Here is a 17334-nt window from a genome sequence, read left to right on the forward strand (position 1 = left end):
CCATAAAACACATGTATAAACTCCCAACAGCTCTAATTGATTTCATTTCCTTCAAACTTATATACTTCTATAGAGACGCCATTTGCTTTAACTTGCTTGGCAAACGCTTTCGCCTTGTTAGTTGGCCAATCCCCCCGAGCGGAATCATGTAAAACTGACAACCCCATATTATCAGGGCGCTCTAACCGTGTTACCCAGCCGCTCTGTTGATAATTTTTCATAATATAATTTGCCGCATTAATTCCAATCTGCCCCACACCGAAACCGATATATTTGTGCGGAGGCAACCCTGATCTATTACCGATCGGCTGCCCGCTCATTGCAGTTGCCAACGTAGCTCGACTCCCAACAGTCCAGCCAGGGAATCGGCCACCCACGCCATTATCAGTCCCAGCTGAATGAGCTAACCCGTCCAAAACAGGAACATTATTTTTATCGCTTAACCATGCATTTTGGATATCCTCTAACTCCTGCTCAGATATATCCATCAAAATAAAATGCCCAGCCATTGTCGCCTCCAAATTTTATTTAATTATGTCAAAAATAAAAATTAATATTTAACTTCTCTGTTGGCAATAACAGATTACTACCAGCATCCAAAAAAATCTTCCCCTAAACTGCGTTAATAACTAATAGATATTTTCTTGCAAAATGGTACGACCTAAAATGATCTTAATCGGCATCCAACACTCTCTTGATCAATGCCAACCTCAAATATTGAGAACGGAATACGATGCCTTAGGGTTTCGTGCTAAAACTCGGTAGTCACACACCATCAAAAACTTAAAAGAGCATAATTACTCGAACCCATACCCGAAATCTCCATTCTCAACCTTCACATGCACCCTTTGGATAGGCGTACCCTCCATCATTCGGGTCAAGAACTCCTCGCTAATCTTCGGCAACACGGTATTGGTCAAAATGGCGTCTATCATCCGCCCGCCGCTTTCCAATTCAGTACAACGGCTGGCAATCAGTTTGATGACTTCGTCGTCGTAACTGAACGGGACTTTGTGCGATTCTTCGACGCGCTTTTTGATTCGGCCCAATTGCAACCGGGCGATTGCGCCTATCATTTCGTCGTTGAGAGGGTAGTAAGGAATAACGACTAAACGTCCAAGCAAGGCTGGCGGAAATACTTTTAACAACGGTTCGCGCAAAGCCTTGGCAATGCCTTCCGGCTCCGGCATTAAATCCGGGTCTTTGCACAAGTTGGCAATCAGGTCGGTGCCGGCATTGGTGGTCAGCAAGATCAAGGTATTTTTAAAATCGATGACCCGGCCTTCGCCGTCTTCCATCCAGCCTTTGTCGAACACTTGGAAGAAAATCTCGTGCACATCGGGGTGGGCTTTTTCCACTTCGTCCAGCAATACCACGCTGTAGGGGCGGCGCCTTACCGCTTCAGTCAACACGCCGCCTTCGCCGTAACCGACATAGCCCGGAGGCGCGCCTTTCAGGGTGGAAACGGTATGCGCTTCCTGGTATTCGCTCATGTTGATGGTGATGACGTTTTGCTCGCCGCCATATAAGGTTTCGGCTAACGCCAACGCGGTTTCGGTCTTACCCACGCCGGAAGTACCGGCCAGCATGAATACACCGATGGGCTTGTTCGGATTATCCAGGCCGGCGCGCGAAGTCTGGATGCGCTTGGCGATCATCTCCAGTGCGTGGCGTTGACCGATGATGCGCTGCTCCAGCAAATCCGGCAGCTTCAGTACCGTTTCGATTTCATTTTTGACCATCCGGCCAACCGGAATGCCGGTCCAATCTTGCACAACAGCGCCTACAGCCTGCTGATCGACGGTTGGCAAAATTAGCGGCGACTCGCCTTGTTGTGCGTGGAGTTGAGCCTGCAAGGCTTTCAATTCGGTCAGCCAGGCGTCGCGATCGTTGGCTTCGCTACCAGTATCGCCTTCCGCCGGTTCGGCTGTATCGACAGCGTGTCCAGCCGATCTGAGTTTGCCGCGCAATTCCAAAATCTTGCCGACCAATTCCTTCTCGGCATTCCAACGCTGTTCCAGACCAGCCAGCCGTTCCTGTTCGGCAGCCAATTTTTCGTTAGCCACTTGCTCCCGCGCAGCCACTTCGACACCGACGGCTTTTTCCCGGCCGATAATCGCCAACTCAGTTTCCAAGGCTTGTATGCGTTTACGGCAGTCGTCCACTTCGGCGGGCACCGCGTGTTGGCTGATGCCTACTCGGGCACAGGCGGTGTCTAATAAGCTGACAGCCTTATCTGGTAATTGCCGGGCCGGGATATAGCGATGGGATAATTTGACGGCAGCTTCCAGCGCTTCATCCAGAATCAACACCTGGTGATGTTTTTCCTGCACCGAGACCACGCCGCGCATCATGCCGATGGCTTTTGCTTCGCTCGGCTCCAGCACTTGCACGACCTGAAAACGTCGGGTCAAGGCCGGGTCTTTTTCGATATGTTTTTTGTATTCCGCCCAGGTAGTGGCCGCGACGGTGCGCAATTGGCCGCGTGCCAGCGCCGGTTTTAATAGATTGGCGGCATCGCCGGTACCTGCCGCGCCGCCCGCACCCACCAAGGTATGGGCTTCGTCGATAAACAGAATGATGGGTTTTGGCGAGGCTTGCACTTCTTCGATAACTTGGCGGAGGCGGTTTTCGAATTCGCCTTTCATACTGGCGCCGGCTTGCAACAAGCCGACATCCAAGGTCCGCAAGCTCACATCGCGTAATGACGGCGGCACGTCGCCGGCGACAATTTTCAAAGCAAAACCCTCAACTACCGCAGTTTTGCCGACACCAGCCTCACCGGTCAGAATCGGATTGTTCTGCCGGCGGCGCATCAGAATATCGATGACCTGCCGAATCTCTTCCTCACGGCCCACGATAGGATCTATTTTGCCGTTACGCGCCTGCTCGGTCAGGTCAACGGTAAATTGTTTCAGCGCCTCCTGCTTGCCCATCGCTGCCGGTGCAATCGCACCGCTGGCTTCGCCGGGCGTAGCGCCAACCAGCGAACCATCATTGGCAACCAATCCGTCTTCCGGTGAACCGGACACAATCTTCGGCAACTCGTCGGAAACCGTATCCGGTTTGAGTTTTTCGAACTCTTTGGAAATTCCCAGCAACTCGTTGCGCAAGGATTTGGTTTTCAACATACCGACCAATAAATGGCCGCTGCGCACCTGAGACTCACCGAACAACAATGTGCCGAAGACCCAGCCGCGTTCGACACTATCCTCGATATGCGGCGAAAAATCGGAAATAGCCGTAGAACCGCGCGGCAAGCGGTCCAGCGCGTTAGTCACGTCCTTGGCAATCACCGAGGCATCCAAACCGTAATGCTTCACCAAGCGGTGCAAATCGGAGTCTTGCAGTTGTAGCAGTTGGCTTAACCAATGCACCAACTCGACATAGGGGTTGCCTCTTAGTTTGCAAAACACCGTCGCACCCTCGACGGCTTTGTAACAAACCTTGTTCAATTTCCCAAACAACTTGACTCGGCTAATTTCCGCCATGGTGTTTATTCCTCGCTAAAGTTTAAGTGTGGTTCAGCAGGCAGCATCAGCCTGTATAAACGGATTAAGCGTTAAATCATCGGCATCGCCTGCACCGCGGCGCGGTCCCAACCAAGTACTCCAACCCAATTGCGCATCGCCGTTCATACTATTCGCGCCGGTCGTTTCGGGTTTTCCTAAGGCCAGCTCTTCCGGTACTTCGGCTTTTTCCAAAATCAATTGTGCGTCCCAGACCATTTCGTCGCCGACATAATTGCGGACGATGGCCACCAACTTGGGCAATAACGCCCCGCCCGGCAGCAAGGCCAAATATAGGCTACGGCGCAACGGCCCGATAACGACACGAAACTTATGCTGGCAACCCCAAACGCTAGCGCCGATCACAACAGAGCTCCCCAGAGAACAGGTGTCTTTGCTCCAGCCCAAACGAGTTTGCTCACGGGGTTGAATGTCCATCCATTCGCCAACAAATTCGGCGACGCGGACCGGCACTTTAAAAATATCCGAGACAATGGCCTGTAAACCCCCTGGATGTTTGGTCTGCGCGGCAAAATGCCCGGCATAAAACAATTTGCCTCGGTCGGTCAGTGCGTCCCGGTTCTGAAACGGCGCCCCGGAAATACCCAGCATGGCTCCCACGTAAAAACCAAAGCGGTCTGTATCCGGCCGGTCGTAATGCACTTCCGGGCGGGCATTGGCCCAGGCCCGGTAAAACAAACTAATCATGCGATGATGAAAGACATCGGCAAAACGGGCGAAGGTCGGATCGTGATGGTGGCGCTGCCGCTCTCGGGCATACTCGGTCAAATGCAGCGGCAGCGGGCCGTTGGGACCGAACAAACCCATAAAATTCACCGCCAATCTCGGTTTACCCAGCCCCGTCCCGCCCGGCGAATAGTAATCTACAGCGGTAGCGGGAAATTCCAGTTCCGGCTCCTGGGAAAAACGCACGGCATCGTCAGCCGCTTTTACACTGGTCCCGAAACGAGGCTTATCGCTATTCAGACATTCGATTAAACGCACCGCCTCGAAAAAATCGAAGCGCGACGCATCCTTCGTCAATTCACCGATTAAATCGTGTGGCGACATCCCATCCTCGCAGGCCAACGCGCCACTTCACCGCGGTCGCTGGTACGTATCACCGTCTCGACGAAAGAATTGATCGATACATACCGAGCGAAAAACCGCTCCAATACCGTTGCCAGCAGAAAATAGCCGCCACCTTCAAACGCCGACTCGTCCAGCATGACGGTAATTTCCAAGCCGCGCCCAAACACCATCGGCCCCTTTGCATCGATGCGTCTGACCACATTTTTTGAAGCCACGGAAAGCACGCCCTCAACCTGTTTCTTGATGGCCGGTTCGCGCTGGTCGGCATACAGGCCCAACAATTCACGCAATGCCGCCGCACCGCTCTTGGCATCGGTATCCAGCAGCGACAGATAGTTCAGCGACAAATGATTGATCAGGCGCCACACGGTATCCGCCTCATACGCAGCCGGCAGCGGCCGGGTCGGGCCGGCGATACAACGCACCGATTTCACCGGCGCACTAACTTGCAAGGTAAAATCGGTATCACCTTGGCCTACCGGCATCACCAGCGGCAAATCACGATTGGTACATAAGGTATCCAGCCCCAATTGCGCCAACTTGCCGGAATACGGCGCCTGGGCCGCATCGACCAAGGACACAAAAACTTCGCTGCCGATATAACTGGAACGCACTCCCTTGCGACGTTGATTTGACGACAGCACGCGATTCACTCGCCGTAAGCTGAAAAACGCAGTTTCCCCGGCGTGCTGGTAGGACGCTTTAGAGCCGTAAAAAGGCAGAAAGGCCTGTTCGCTCTCCTGATCGGCACCGAAACCGGTGGCTTCATTGACGCTATGCACTTCATAATCCATTGGCCTACTGCGATCCACCACGATGTGATATTCAGACTGCCGCTGGTCGATATGGATCCGGTCGGCACGTTTAGGGAACAAATTGATAGCCGGCACGCAGAACAAGGCCAAATTGTTCTGATCCAACACATTAATCAGTTGCGGTTCGCTGCGGTCGAACAGCACGAACAACTCAATCTGTTCACTGTCACAGTTACTTGCTAGCTCTCCCAGTCCACCGAGTTCGACAAACAGGTAACGGTCCGGGAATGCGAAATATTCCTGCAATATTCGATAACCGTCGAACGAGCGCGGCGTCTGTCTGAGTAAAGCCTCGTCCGGTTCGAACCCCAGACCGCGTACCCCCCCAGCAGACAGCGTGCGAATTTCCGTCGAGACCCCGTTATGGAAACTGCCGACGATGCCGCTTACATTTGCCAACAGTTGTTCGTACAAGCGATACGGGATATTGCCGACACCGCGCAGAAACAACGGCAGCCGGTCCAGGGCAATTTCGTTGAACTTTAAACCGCCCACACTATTCAAGACGATACGTAAGGCCGCTTTGACCGGTCCGCGAAAATGTTTGGCCGTCAAGCCGCGACTGGACACGGCAGCCAGACTCGGCAGATATTCAATTTGGCCTATCTGCAACGGTAACAGTTGCAAGTCTTGCGCAGTACGGTACTCGCAGGCGGTTTGTTCGCCTCTGGCGATCTGGCTGCGCAACACGGTATCCTTGGCTATCGTGATCCCGTCTGCCAGAGCCGCTTCGGCAAAATCGGGTTTCATCTCCACCACCGTCATTGATGGCGTAGCCGACAAATAGTGCGGATAGATAATCTGCAATAATTGCTGGGTAAAGCTGGGAAACTCGGAATCGACCTTCAATTGCACTCGAGCCGCCATAAAAGCGAAGCCTTCGAATAAGCGCTCTACGTACGGGTCGGAACATTCGAAAGTATCCAAACCCAAGCGATTGGCTATTTTCGGAAACTCTGCGGCAAACTCCGCGCCTACTTCACGGACGTATTGCAACTCGCGGTTATAGTATTTAAGCAGCCGGGGATCCATGGTTAACCGTCCAGTTCCTTGACGCTGATTTCGCCGGTTTCCAGATCCAGATCGCTGCGAATGTATAAATGTATCGGCAACGGCTGCGCCCACAAATCGCCTTCGATACGAAACGACAGCGCCTTGTGATTCATTTGATCATCGGCTTTTGCCAATTCTACCGACAGCGAGTCCGCCAAGATTCTCGGCTCGAAATCGTTAATTGCCTGTCTAACTTTGCGTTCGATCTTTTTAACGTCAATCCCGGTCAGCGATACGCCGGACAAGACCGGTGTCCCGTAATTCAATACGGAACGAGCCACAAACGGATAGTCGGTCAAATTGACCATGCTCTCGAACGCTGCGGTATTCAGCAGCCAGCTTAAATCGCGCAATACGCTTTGCCGCAACTGGCGCAGAGACATGACACGTTGCTCGCGGGTTTCCGCGCGTTTATCGGGAGCTTCGTCGGTCAACCGATCCAGCAAGGACGGTTGGAGACGTTCCGCGTGCAGTAAATCGGCCATTATTCCAGCCCTGCCGGCGCATTGAATTCAATAGTACGGACATCTAACAGCGCGTAATCGTCGACGTCGGTAGCCAATAGGCGCTGTCCCTTGCCATGCATTAAACCGTCTGCGACTTCATTCCATTCGGTTAAACGGGACAGGCGGATGCGAGCGTCCGAGTCGGCTTCCGAACCCGGATAACGGCAAGGTATCAAGCCGCTGGCTTCGCCGCCATTGATCCAGGTAAATTGCGCCGGTATCCATACCAAATCGCGTAAATCGGTGGGTTTTTCCAGCTGTATCTTGCTGATCTGCATAAACGGCACCCAGTAGTAGCGGCCATTGACGACGGCCTCCAACACCGGTCCCAAACGGCTATCAGCGTCTGCTAGCCATTCAAACGGCGTACCGTCCAACGCTCCAGCGGTAGCCGGCGCCTGCTGTAAGGCATCAGTTCGTAATGCCACGGCCTGCTGAAAATCGCCGCTGTTTTCCCGTATTAGCGCTTCTAACAGTAAAGCCAGCCATGCTGGCGGCTCGCCAAAAATCAGCGGCGTTTTGCGTGCGGCAAACACGTCCTTACGTAAGGCTTCACAGAGTAAAACTTGTTCGTAGGTACTAACCATCAACAAGGTGGAGGCATCCAAGTCGCGCAACACATTAAGTTGATTTAGCGCCTTATCCCACAGGCCCTGCACGCAATACAGCTGAAACAGCAGGATCCGCGATTTAGGATCGGCCGGATTTTGCCTGATGTACTGCTGGGTTTGCTGCAATGCCGCATCCAGCTCGCCTTCGGCGATAAGACGTGAAACGTCCTGCATACGATTCTCCGATGAGTGCAAAAATAACCCCAGTGGTGTTGGTTCCACCGGGGTCGGCGATTACACGGTTTCGTTTTTCATCAAGTTCCAACCTTTGAATGCGCCGGCGGCTGGTGCTTCGCCTTCGCCGAAAGTGTTGTACTTCATTTTAACTTCGTTGAAGTTGATGGATATGCTCTCGTGAGGGCGGTCACCGCCGCTGGATTGGCTGTAGCCGCTGATGATAGCGTCGGCCAGTTCGATTTCCAGATACACTTGACCCTTGGCATCCGCGCCGCCGGTTTGGATGAAATGGAATGTTGCTGTACCCAAGCTTTTGCCGCAGATGGACTGCATCCACAGGTCGACGGACGCGATGTCCATGCTTTTAGTCAGGGTGACTTCGGAAAACGAAGGATTGCTGGTATCGCGGTCTTTGCCGACGCCGCTGGTCGAAATGGCACGACCTACGCCCATTTGCAAACTGTCTACGGTAATCCAGTCCGTATGGCTGGCTACGGTGCTATCGCCTTTAATTTCGGTCGCGAATTTTAATAAGATCATAGTGCTCTCCTTTCGAAGTTAGTGATAAAAATACAAACGGGCATCCACCCACAGATTTACAGCTCCGGCAAGCCGGGATATAAAACGACTAACCGCCACTGCCGGGAATTTCGTATTGCTGCCCCGGCAAATAGCGTACTTCCTAGCCTTATTCAACGAATAGGACTTAACCTTTTTGCGACGGTAATTTAGATGTCAGTCGCAAGGAAACCGTCAACCCTTCCAACTGATAGTGCGGTCTAAGGAAAAACTTAGATTGATAATATCCAGGATTACCCTCGACTTCCTCGACCACCACTTCCGCACCGGCCAATGGCCGACGCGCTTTGTCTTTTTCGGTGGCCACTGCTGGATTGGTCAACACGTATTGGCTGATCCAGGTGTTCAACCACGCCTGCATGTCTTGGCGCTCCTTGAACGATCCGATTTTGTCTCGAACGATGCATTTCAGATAGTGCGCAAACCGGCAGGTGGCAAACAAATACGGCAGGCGCGCGGCCAGATTGGCGTTGGCGGTGGCATCCGGATCGGTGTATTCAGCCGGTTTTTGCAGCGATTGCGCGCCGATGAATGCGGCGAAATCGGTATTTTTTTTGTGCAACAAGGGCATGAAACCGCTTTTGGCCAATTCCGCTTCACGGCGGTCTGTAATGGCGATCTCTGTCGGGCACTTCATGTCGACGCCGCCTTCGTCGGTCGGAAACGAATGCACCGGTAATCCTTCCACTGCGCCACCGGATTCAATACCGCGAATCTGCGAACACCAGCCGTAATATTTGAACGAGCGATTGATGTTGACTGCCATCGCGTAAGCAGCGTTAGACCACGTATATTTACTGCTATCGGCGCCCGAGGTATCTTCCTCGAAATCAAACTCTTCGACCGGATCGGTTTTCGAGCCATAAGGTAAACGGCTCAGGAAACGCGGCATAGCCAAACCGAGGTAACGGGAATCTTCGGACTCGCGCAACGAGCGCCAAGCCGCGTATTCCGGCGTTTGAAAAATTTTGGTCAAATCACGCGGATTGGCCAATTCGGACCAACTTTCCATTTGCAGCACCGATGGCGCCACGCCGGAAATGAACGGGGTATGCGCGGAGGCACTGATTTTTGCCATCTCGCCCAACAATTCCACATCTTGCGGACTGTGATCGAAATGGTAGTCGCCCACCAAGCAACCGAAGGGTTCGCCGCCAAAGGTGCCGTATTCTTCTTCATACAGTTTTTTGAACAGCGGGCTTTGGTCCCAGGCGGTACCTTTGAACTTTTTCAGGGTTTTACCCAACTCGTTTTTGGTGATATTCAACACGCGAATTTTCAACATTTCGTCGGTTTCGGTGTTGTTGACCAAGTAATGCAAGCCGCGCCAGGCGCCTTCCAGTTTTTGAAAATCGGGATGGTGTATGACGAGATTCAATTGTTCGGTGATTTTCTGATCCAGGCTGGCGATAATCGACTGGATCGTTTTAATGGCATCGTCTGATACTTTGGAAACATCCTGCAACGCATATTGTGCCAGCGTTGTTACTGCGGTATTGACCTGATTGGCTGCCTCGGTGCCTGGTTTGAACTCCTTGGACAATAATGCGGAAAAATCGTCCAACTCCAGGGTTTGGGTTGCGCCTTGTCCGCCTTGGGTTTCTAATTCGGCCATGGCTTACTCCCCTTTTCCTTCAGCGGCATCACCGCCTGCTTCCGCCGGTTTCGCTGACGCCGCCAAGGTTTGTAGCAACGCGGGGTCGTTAACTAACTTCGCGATTAATTCCTCCGCGCCGGTTTTACCGTCCATATAGGTAATCAAGTTGGACAACTGGGTTCTGGCTTCCAAGACTTTATCCAAGCCCGCCACTTTTTTGGCAACCGCTGCGGGAGAAAAGTCATCCATACTTTCAAAGGTGATATCGACATTCAAATTACCTTCGCCGGTCAAGGTATTGGGAACTTGGAATGCAACCCGTGGTTTCATCGATTTCAATCGATCATTGAAATTGTCGACATCGATTTCCAACAATTTGCGATCCGCCACTGGTGCTAAAGGTTCGGCTGGTTTACCCGACAAATCTGACATGACGCCCATCACGAACGGCAACTGCACCTTTTTTTCGGAACCGTAGAGTTCAACATCGTATTCAATCTGTACCCGGGGTGCCCGGTTTCGTTGTATAAACTTCTGACTACTTTCAGCCATTGTATTCTCCGCTTGACATTAAGAAGGACTACCAAAAATCAGTTTCTAACTTGGGTCGGGACCCTTTATCGCACTTATTTGGGAAAGCGCATCCGGCATTAAGTTTTGGACGATTTCCAAGAAATCCGCAGTTGCCAGATGCTTGGCCCGACGCAACAAAATGGGCACGGGGCTAGACGGCTCGTAGTCCGCATAATATTTACAAAGCGCATCCAACGTTCTCACCACATCTTGGCGCGACTCAATGGCGCCGCTCACCGCTTTGGATTTAACGGGCTTTACCTCATCACCCGCCTCAGCGCTGCTGCCATCGTCGCTTGCCTCAGTCTCGGCGTCGTTGGACAACCGCGACCCCGCGTAATGATCGAAATCATCCCTGACTTCCTTCAGTAAAGCTTTCAACGGCGTCAATACCGCGCCTTGGCTGGCTCCGACTTTTTCGTTGACGAAAGCATCGATCCGCTCGACGATCTTGATACTGTCGACCAATGCCTGATAATTATCAGCTAACGCCGCGTCATCCATATCCAGAAAAGCCGCGTTGATAGCGCCGTTGTCTGGCTTTGTCATGCCCTTGGGCACTTCCAGCCGGTCGGTTGCGTACTGAATGTCACGCAAACAAAACCTGCCGATGGCTTTCGACTCGACCAGCACCGCCAAACTTAGAGGCCTGATTATCAGGTCGAAGCTGGCAAGCTCTTCCAAAATATTGATTCGCGACGTCGGATCCATGCCGTCGTCGGGATCGAGTTGAGGGTGTATGGAATCCCAATAACGGGTCAAGGACTCTTCCAGAAAGCTCAGTCCATCGCGAAAACCTCTCCAACCTTCAACATTGATCAGTGTCCGGATCAAGTACAAAATGACTTGCAAATCCTTGGAACGCTGCAATAACGCCAAAGCCTCCTTGTAGACCTCGCGCCAGTTAGGCGGCAACGCCTTCTCGCCAGAAAACTGATTTTCCGGGGTCCCTAAGATATTGGTGTCCAATGCCACCCTGGCATTGTCATACTCAAGGTTATCACCACAAGGCTGCTCCGCCGAAACGGGTTCTAGTAATCCGGACAAATCCGCCATTTTTAAGCCTCTATGGTAATCCAATTGTTAACATCAACCGATTGAAAAGCGGTAACGAAACCTTGTGCCTTGCGCCCCGTTTCTTACAATCGACCCAATTCTATAGTGCCCCGGACTTGTTACGCCTGTATTAAGCCCAAAACCAATTCGCATTAGTCTAGTCGGTTTTTCATGTCACGCTTTAAACTAAAAAACCCTAAATGTCGCGGAATCTTATACCTATCAAGTTGCATTTGCTCATCAATAGATAAGGCATCGGGATCATTTAACATGCCAACTCATGAACCCTACGCCTACAAAACCGTAAGACATTGATATAACATGATTTAAAATTCAAACGGCGTGCTAAATCACAACATGCACACACCATTGCAGCGCCAAATCGGCACGATATTTCGTAACGGATACGATATTCGGTACTTGCGGTGCCTGGCTACCGCGAGGGGAAATACCGTTTTCCATTGAAAAAATCCGTCCATTGTTTCGTGGTGCAAAAGCCTCTCGCGTTCTAGCGTCGCCGAATGCTCACATCGGCTGCTTCACATCTTGGGTCTATCTGTACTAAGCGCACGTTGACAGCCATTCCCCAAAGACACTACCGACCACAGCCGTCCATCTGAGAATCTACGCGCTTATAAGATTGTTGAAGCGTATTTCTTCCAAAAGATACCGAGACCTAAGACATCCTGATTTCGGCTTAACCACTAAATTCGGCGACTAACACGGTAATATTATCTCGACCGCTTCTGCTCAAGGCTTGGTTAATCAGGGCTTCGGCGGCCGACTGGCAACTGCCTGAGCCCATCAATTCCGCAATTTCGGCTTCCGATAATTCTTTATCCAAGCCGTCGCTACAGAGCAGATAACGATCACCGCCGGCAGCCTGAAAGCGCAGCACATCCAACGCCAGCGTCAATTGCCCACCCACCGCGCGGGTAATCACATTCGCTCCCACTTGCTGGGCCGCCACTTCCCGGGTCATCACACCGGAATCCATCAATTCGTCGATCAAGGTATGGTCGCGGGTAATCTGCGTAAACTCGCCTTGGCGTAATTGGTATAAACGGCTATCTCCCGCCCAAATGGCGGCGCACTGGTCACCCTTGGCCAGCAAGGCGACTACCGTGGTTCCGACAATACTGCCTTGCTGAATGCCCGAAGCAAAACGGCATAAATCGTCGTTAATCTTATGTAATTTGCGGGAAACGGCTTCGACCTGATTATCCAGGTTTTCGGTAAATTCCAAGGTCGATAAAGAATCCACCACCAAGCGGCTGGCAACATCGCCGGATTGATGCCCCCCCATGCCATCAGCAACCACCCACAGCCCCAGTGACGGGCAATCGAGCAAAGCATCCTCATTGTGCTTACGCTTATTGCCGACCACCGTAACCCCGTAGGAAGCCCACTTTGTCGAGTTCGGAAGCGTTATGTCCTGGCTCGCCGTTGCGCCTACCGCAGAGGCGCTCGGCTCTCTCTCGATTTTTTTGACGCTTTGGTCTTGGCGATAGCTCTGCACCTGCCAAGATCTGCCAGCCTGCGGCATACCCTGCAAAAAACTCGCGTAAGCATCGATAGGCGGCAAGCCTTCGCAAATCAGCAGATTGGGGCGATTCGACTGGCCGCCTTCACTTGCCCAAATGCTGTAACCCGGCATAAAGCAATCCAACAAACGCTGACTCAAGTGCGGAAACACTACATCCGTCTGATCCAGGCCCTCCAAATCGAAACGAAATGCGAGCTTGCCGTTGGATGCCGTTAATCCGCCGCTAGAATCAGCTTGAAAATACTGCGGTGTCAGGCTGTCAGCAGAACCGATTTCCATCAGCCCCTTATCAAACTGATCCAGATCGCAGGAGTCGTTCAACACCGATAGCGCAGCGTCTTCCAATTGTGCAAACCATGCCGATTCCGGCGAAAACAATGACAACAAAGACTCCGCACTGACGGCTTGCGCCAACGTCAACGGATAATAGCGACCGACCCTATCCACACTGGGCATCATGACACCGGCCCAAGCACTCGCACCGCACACGCCAGGTCTCAAAGCAAAGCGCCAAAGCGGACTAACCAAAAACAAGGATAACCAACTCTCTCCTAATGTTTCCTGGCTGGAACGCATCGACGCCTGTAACCACTGGTCCCATGGCTCGATAAAGTGCCTGGGCAGCCGCCGACTGACAAAATCGCCAAGGCCCGGCACTTTTCCGAAAAAGCCGACGCTCAACCCATCCATAGAACTCATAGTGACTCCGGGCAACGAAAGCTTTGATATTCGCTGATGCCAAATGGATTATTGACACTGGCCGCGCGCAACTCAAATTTCGCGGTATAATCTTCCAGTTGTACGGTCAAATTAAAGCGGTCCGGCAGGCCAGTAGGTTGGATGTTGAATTCGTCGAACATCCTGAACAATGCCCAGGCCCCTTCCTTAGATTTGCTGACTTGTTTGCCGTCCAAACCTTCGAACACCACTCTGACCCCGGCACTATTATTGGTGCCGGGCCACTGAAACTTAGTGAGTTGCTCAGGACCATGGCGGTAAACCAACTCCTGGCCTTCTACATTTAACCTGAAGGTGCTGACTTTGTCGTCCAAGGCCAAGGGTTTTAACTCGAATTGCACTTGCGGCACCGCGCCGCCGCCGGGAAAAAATGCGTCACGAATTTTCGATGCAATCTGAAACTGGCGAATACTGGCTGCCGATAAGCCTAAAGCCTTATCCGAACTAAGCTCCTGCCACTGCACCGCTGCGGTATCGACAAATGCCTTGAGGTTAGCGTTAAAAAACTGATCGACAATCCCGTTAGCGGCAAAAACTTTGCCGAAATCAGCCATCAACACATCCTGCTGAGTATTTTTCGCAAACGGATAACGGCCAGCCAAAGCACTTTTGCACGGCATCGTCACCGCTGTTTTCAACATTTCGTTGAGTTGCCCTTTCGCGCCGGTTTTGATTTGTTGCCCGCCCGTGCTGGTCAACGCATTCAGCGAGGCTGCAACCGGACCGGGCAAACGGGCAAATTCCATTTTGGCTGCTTGCAGAGGGTCAACACCGCCGCCGGCAAATCGCGCCGCTTCGGTAGACAAGGCTTGACCGCCACTATTAGGTGCCGAGCCAATCTGCATCAGATAATCGTGCAGATTTTTGATACTCGCCATCGTCGCATTGATCGGAGCAGGCCTGTCGGCAGCGCCCCGCACTTGCATATTGTAAGGTTCGAAGTAAGTTTCCAATGCCTTGACCGGATCGACGCCACCGTCGCTTTGTTTAGCCATCGCCAGCAGTTTTTGGGTAGCGGCCTCCGGAACCGCCAAAGCCCCGCCGGTGGATTTTGCCAACGCATCGGCCAATTCGGACGAGAGCTTACTTAACGCGGTATTTTTTTCGACCAACTCCAACAAGAGCTTCAATGGCGAATCGGGTCGCGACAGCAGATCCAGCGTATCTACCAACTGATTATTGCTGGGCTGCGGGCGGAACTTAACCGCCGTCAGCACGCTATCCCAGGTCTTTTGGTAATCTCCCAAATACAGACGCTTGAAATCGCTATATAAACGATCAATTTCGACAGGCGTACTTGCGCCGTTTACGCCAAGTACCCAATTTTGTTCGCTGGCTTCCTTGACGTAAACCATGCCATTTTTCAGAAACAGCTCCGTATAACCGTAACTGCTAAACAAACCGGGTACCACCAACGTATCCAATTCCTTGCCGTTCGCGGTAAACACTCGGCCGCCGTTCGGCGCCAATTGTCCGGCGACCGAAATGTCGTGACTGCGATCAAACAGCGCCTCACTTTTAAAACGGCTATAAAGTTGATTGACCAGAGGAATTTGCGTCAATTTATTACGCACTGCGTCGACAAAACTGTTATCGATAGCAGCTGGATCCAAATTCAAAGCCAACAAATTATCCAGATGTAACTGTAATTTGGCTTGGGTCTCCGGGTCGGTGGCGAACATTTGCTCCCAATCCAATTTCACCCAAGGCTGTGCAACCTTGGCATCCATCCGTTGCGGCTCGCCGAACATCAGATAAACACGCAATAATTGGTAAAGTACATCCAGATTTTTGCCTTCATCGCTTTGCATCCGCTCTTTCAAGCGCAGCGTAATCAAGGCTTGAAAATTTTCACGAAGCAAGCGCTGATAGGCAATATCGATGGCTGAATCGATTTTGTCGCCTTGGTATAAACCAAAACCGCTGCTCCAGCCGGTTTGTGCATACACGTCTTTGGCGGCTTGTAAGGCATTAAGCTTGGGCAACAAGGCCAAAAAACCGGAGCGCGAATCGGTGGGAACAAGATTACTGGCTCGGTAAATTTCTACCTGTTTTTCGACATCGGCAATCGCCGACTTATTCGTGGCAAAACTGACCATCCACACCACTACCGCTATCGCCACAAGCGCAAAGGTGGCGGCAAAGCCGGCGAGGTTCATCAAACGAAAACGCCGCTCGACCTTTGGATCCAAGCCAACCAATTCGGCTTCTGGAAACACCACTTGTTTCAAAAGCTTAGTCAGAAAGTAGCTTTTACCGCGCCCGCTCATTAACGGTGTTGCTTGCCTTTCCAATCTAAAGCTTGAGGCCAACGCCGCCATCACTCTATCTATCGGCGTACCCTCTTGGGTGCCGCTGCTGAAATAAACGCCGCGCAACAGGAAAGGCTCTTCGTAGCGATTGGTGGCAAATCCGGCATCCAAAAATCCGGTTGCCACCGATTTGAACAGCATCATTTGTTGAGGAAAATCGAAAATAGCCGTACGCCGCTGCACATCGCGCTCTTCCTGGATACGCTTCAAACGGCGTTGTACCAACCTCTCGGTCAATTCGTCATAGGCCTTTTCGAATTGCACCAAGTGAGCGGCCAGATCTTCTTTATCGTTGTCGGCACGAATAAACGTCTCACCCCACACCTGGCTACGCTCGTCTTCGGTTAAATTGGCGAAAAAATCGCTAAATCCCGCCACGAGGTCCACTTTCGTGAACAGCACGTAGACCGGCAATTGCACACCCAGTTGCGCATTAAGTTCCGTAATCCGCCGCCTGATTGCTGCGGCATGTTGGCGTAATTCTTCCTCGGTCTGCTGAATTAAATCACTGACACTCACCGCCACAAATACCCCGTTCAGAGGGCGGCGTGGTCGATATTTTTTTAACAGCTGCAAGAAACCGTGCCAGGCGGTAGCATCCACTTCTTGATGGCTATCTTGGGTGGTATAGCGACCGGCAGTATCCAATAACACCGCTTCGTCAGCGAACCACCAATCACAATCTCGCGTGCCGCTGACACCTTTTACCGAATGCTTGCCCAAGCGTTCGGCCAAGGGAAAATGTAATCCGGAATTGATTAATGCTGTGGTTTTGCCGGAGCCCGGCGCGCCGATAATGGCGTACCAAGGTAATTCGTAAAGATACTGCTTCCGACCGTGTTGTTTAGCACTGGTAGTTTTCAGTAAAGCCAAAGCCTCATCGAAGCCGCGATTCAGCACATCCAGCTCGGCCGCCGAGGCCGATTGCGCATCGTTTGCATCAGTGCCGCCAGCCAAATCGGCCATCAAACGTTGCTCGCGTTTGCGCGATAACAGCCACGCGACCAAGCGGTAAAGCAACCAACATCCGAATATGACGCTTATCGTTATAATCCGGCTTAAATCGGTTTCCAACGGCACACTGCCGGCAATTGCGATTAAAGGCCCGACAAACCAAATCAGTACCGACAAAATCACGATACCGATCAGTTCAAGCACCCACTTTGTTTT

General features: G+C 52.0%; 12 protein-coding genes. All 12 read right to left on the reverse strand.

Annotated elements, in window-relative coordinates; translation table 11 throughout:
- Positions 1-32 precede the first annotated feature (32 nt).
- The 12 genes from QLH52_RS23390 to tssM all read right to left on the reverse strand — a co-directional run bounded on the left by QLH52_RS23390 (position 33) and on the right by tssM (position 17322).
- The gene (locus QLH52_RS23390) at positions 33-509 is read right to left on the reverse strand and encodes a hypothetical protein (RefSeq protein ID WP_101053077.1); all 477 of its coding nucleotides are present in this window, start codon (positions 507-509) and stop codon (positions 33-35) included.
- 288 nt (positions 510-797) lie between these two features.
- Positions 798-3491 (reverse strand): type VI secretion system ATPase TssH, encoded by a 2694-nt coding sequence (tssH, locus tag QLH52_RS23395; protein WP_319963148.1) that lies wholly within the window; start codon positions 3489-3491, stop codon positions 798-800.
- Between the two features lie 33 nt (positions 3492-3524).
- Positions 3525-4580, reverse strand: a complete 1056-nt coding sequence (gene tssG, locus QLH52_RS23400) for a type VI secretion system baseplate subunit TssG (protein WP_101053073.1) — start codon at positions 4578-4580, stop codon at positions 3525-3527.
- Complete coding sequence (gene tssF, locus QLH52_RS23405; RefSeq protein WP_319963149.1) at positions 4562-6448, reverse strand: type VI secretion system baseplate subunit TssF; 1887 nt, start codon at positions 6446-6448, stop codon at positions 4562-4564. The genes tssG and tssF overlap by 19 nt, the downstream gene beginning before the upstream one ends.
- Positions 6449-6450: 2 nt before the next feature.
- Complete coding sequence (tssE, locus tag QLH52_RS23410) at positions 6451-6954, reverse strand: type VI secretion system baseplate subunit TssE (protein ID WP_033159218.1); 504 nt, start codon at positions 6952-6954, stop codon at positions 6451-6453.
- Entirely contained in the window at positions 6954-7760 is an 807-nt protein-coding gene (locus tag QLH52_RS23415) for a type VI secretion system accessory protein TagJ (RefSeq protein WP_101053069.1), read from the reverse strand. Before QLH52_RS23415 ends, tssE begins: the two co-directional genes overlap by 1 nt.
- A gap of 60 nt (positions 7761-7820) precedes the next feature.
- Complete coding sequence (locus QLH52_RS23420) at positions 7821-8303, reverse strand: Hcp family type VI secretion system effector (RefSeq protein ID WP_033159220.1); 483 nt, start codon at positions 8301-8303, stop codon at positions 7821-7823.
- A 166-nt stretch (positions 8304-8469) separates the two neighbouring features.
- Positions 8470-9957, reverse strand: a complete 1488-nt coding sequence (gene tssC / locus QLH52_RS23425) for a type VI secretion system contractile sheath large subunit (protein WP_026603012.1) — start codon at positions 9955-9957, stop codon at positions 8470-8472.
- A gap of 3 nt (positions 9958-9960) precedes the next feature.
- Positions 9961-10491 (reverse strand): type VI secretion system contractile sheath small subunit, encoded by a 531-nt coding sequence (gene tssB, locus QLH52_RS23430; RefSeq protein WP_033159221.1) that lies wholly within the window; start codon positions 10489-10491, stop codon positions 9961-9963.
- 45 nt (positions 10492-10536) lie between these two features.
- A complete protein-coding gene (gene tssA, locus QLH52_RS23435; protein ID WP_033159222.1) occupies positions 10537-11568 on the reverse strand; it encodes a type VI secretion system protein TssA in 1032 nt (343 codons plus the stop codon).
- A gap of 697 nt (positions 11569-12265) precedes the next feature.
- Complete coding sequence (gene tagF / locus QLH52_RS23440; RefSeq protein ID WP_319963150.1) at positions 12266-13813, reverse strand: type VI secretion system-associated protein TagF; 1548 nt, start codon at positions 13811-13813, stop codon at positions 12266-12268.
- On the reverse strand, positions 13810-17322 hold the full coding sequence (gene tssM, locus QLH52_RS23445; RefSeq protein ID WP_319963151.1) for a type VI secretion system membrane subunit TssM: 3513 nt from the start codon (positions 17320-17322) through the stop codon (positions 13810-13812). Before tssM ends, tagF begins: the two co-directional genes overlap by 4 nt.
- Between the last annotated feature and the right edge of the window lie 12 nt (positions 17323-17334).

The organism is Methylomonas defluvii, from assembly GCF_033949435.1.
Lineage (GTDB): Bacteria > Pseudomonadota > Gammaproteobacteria > Methylococcales > Methylomonadaceae > Methylomonas > Methylomonas defluvii.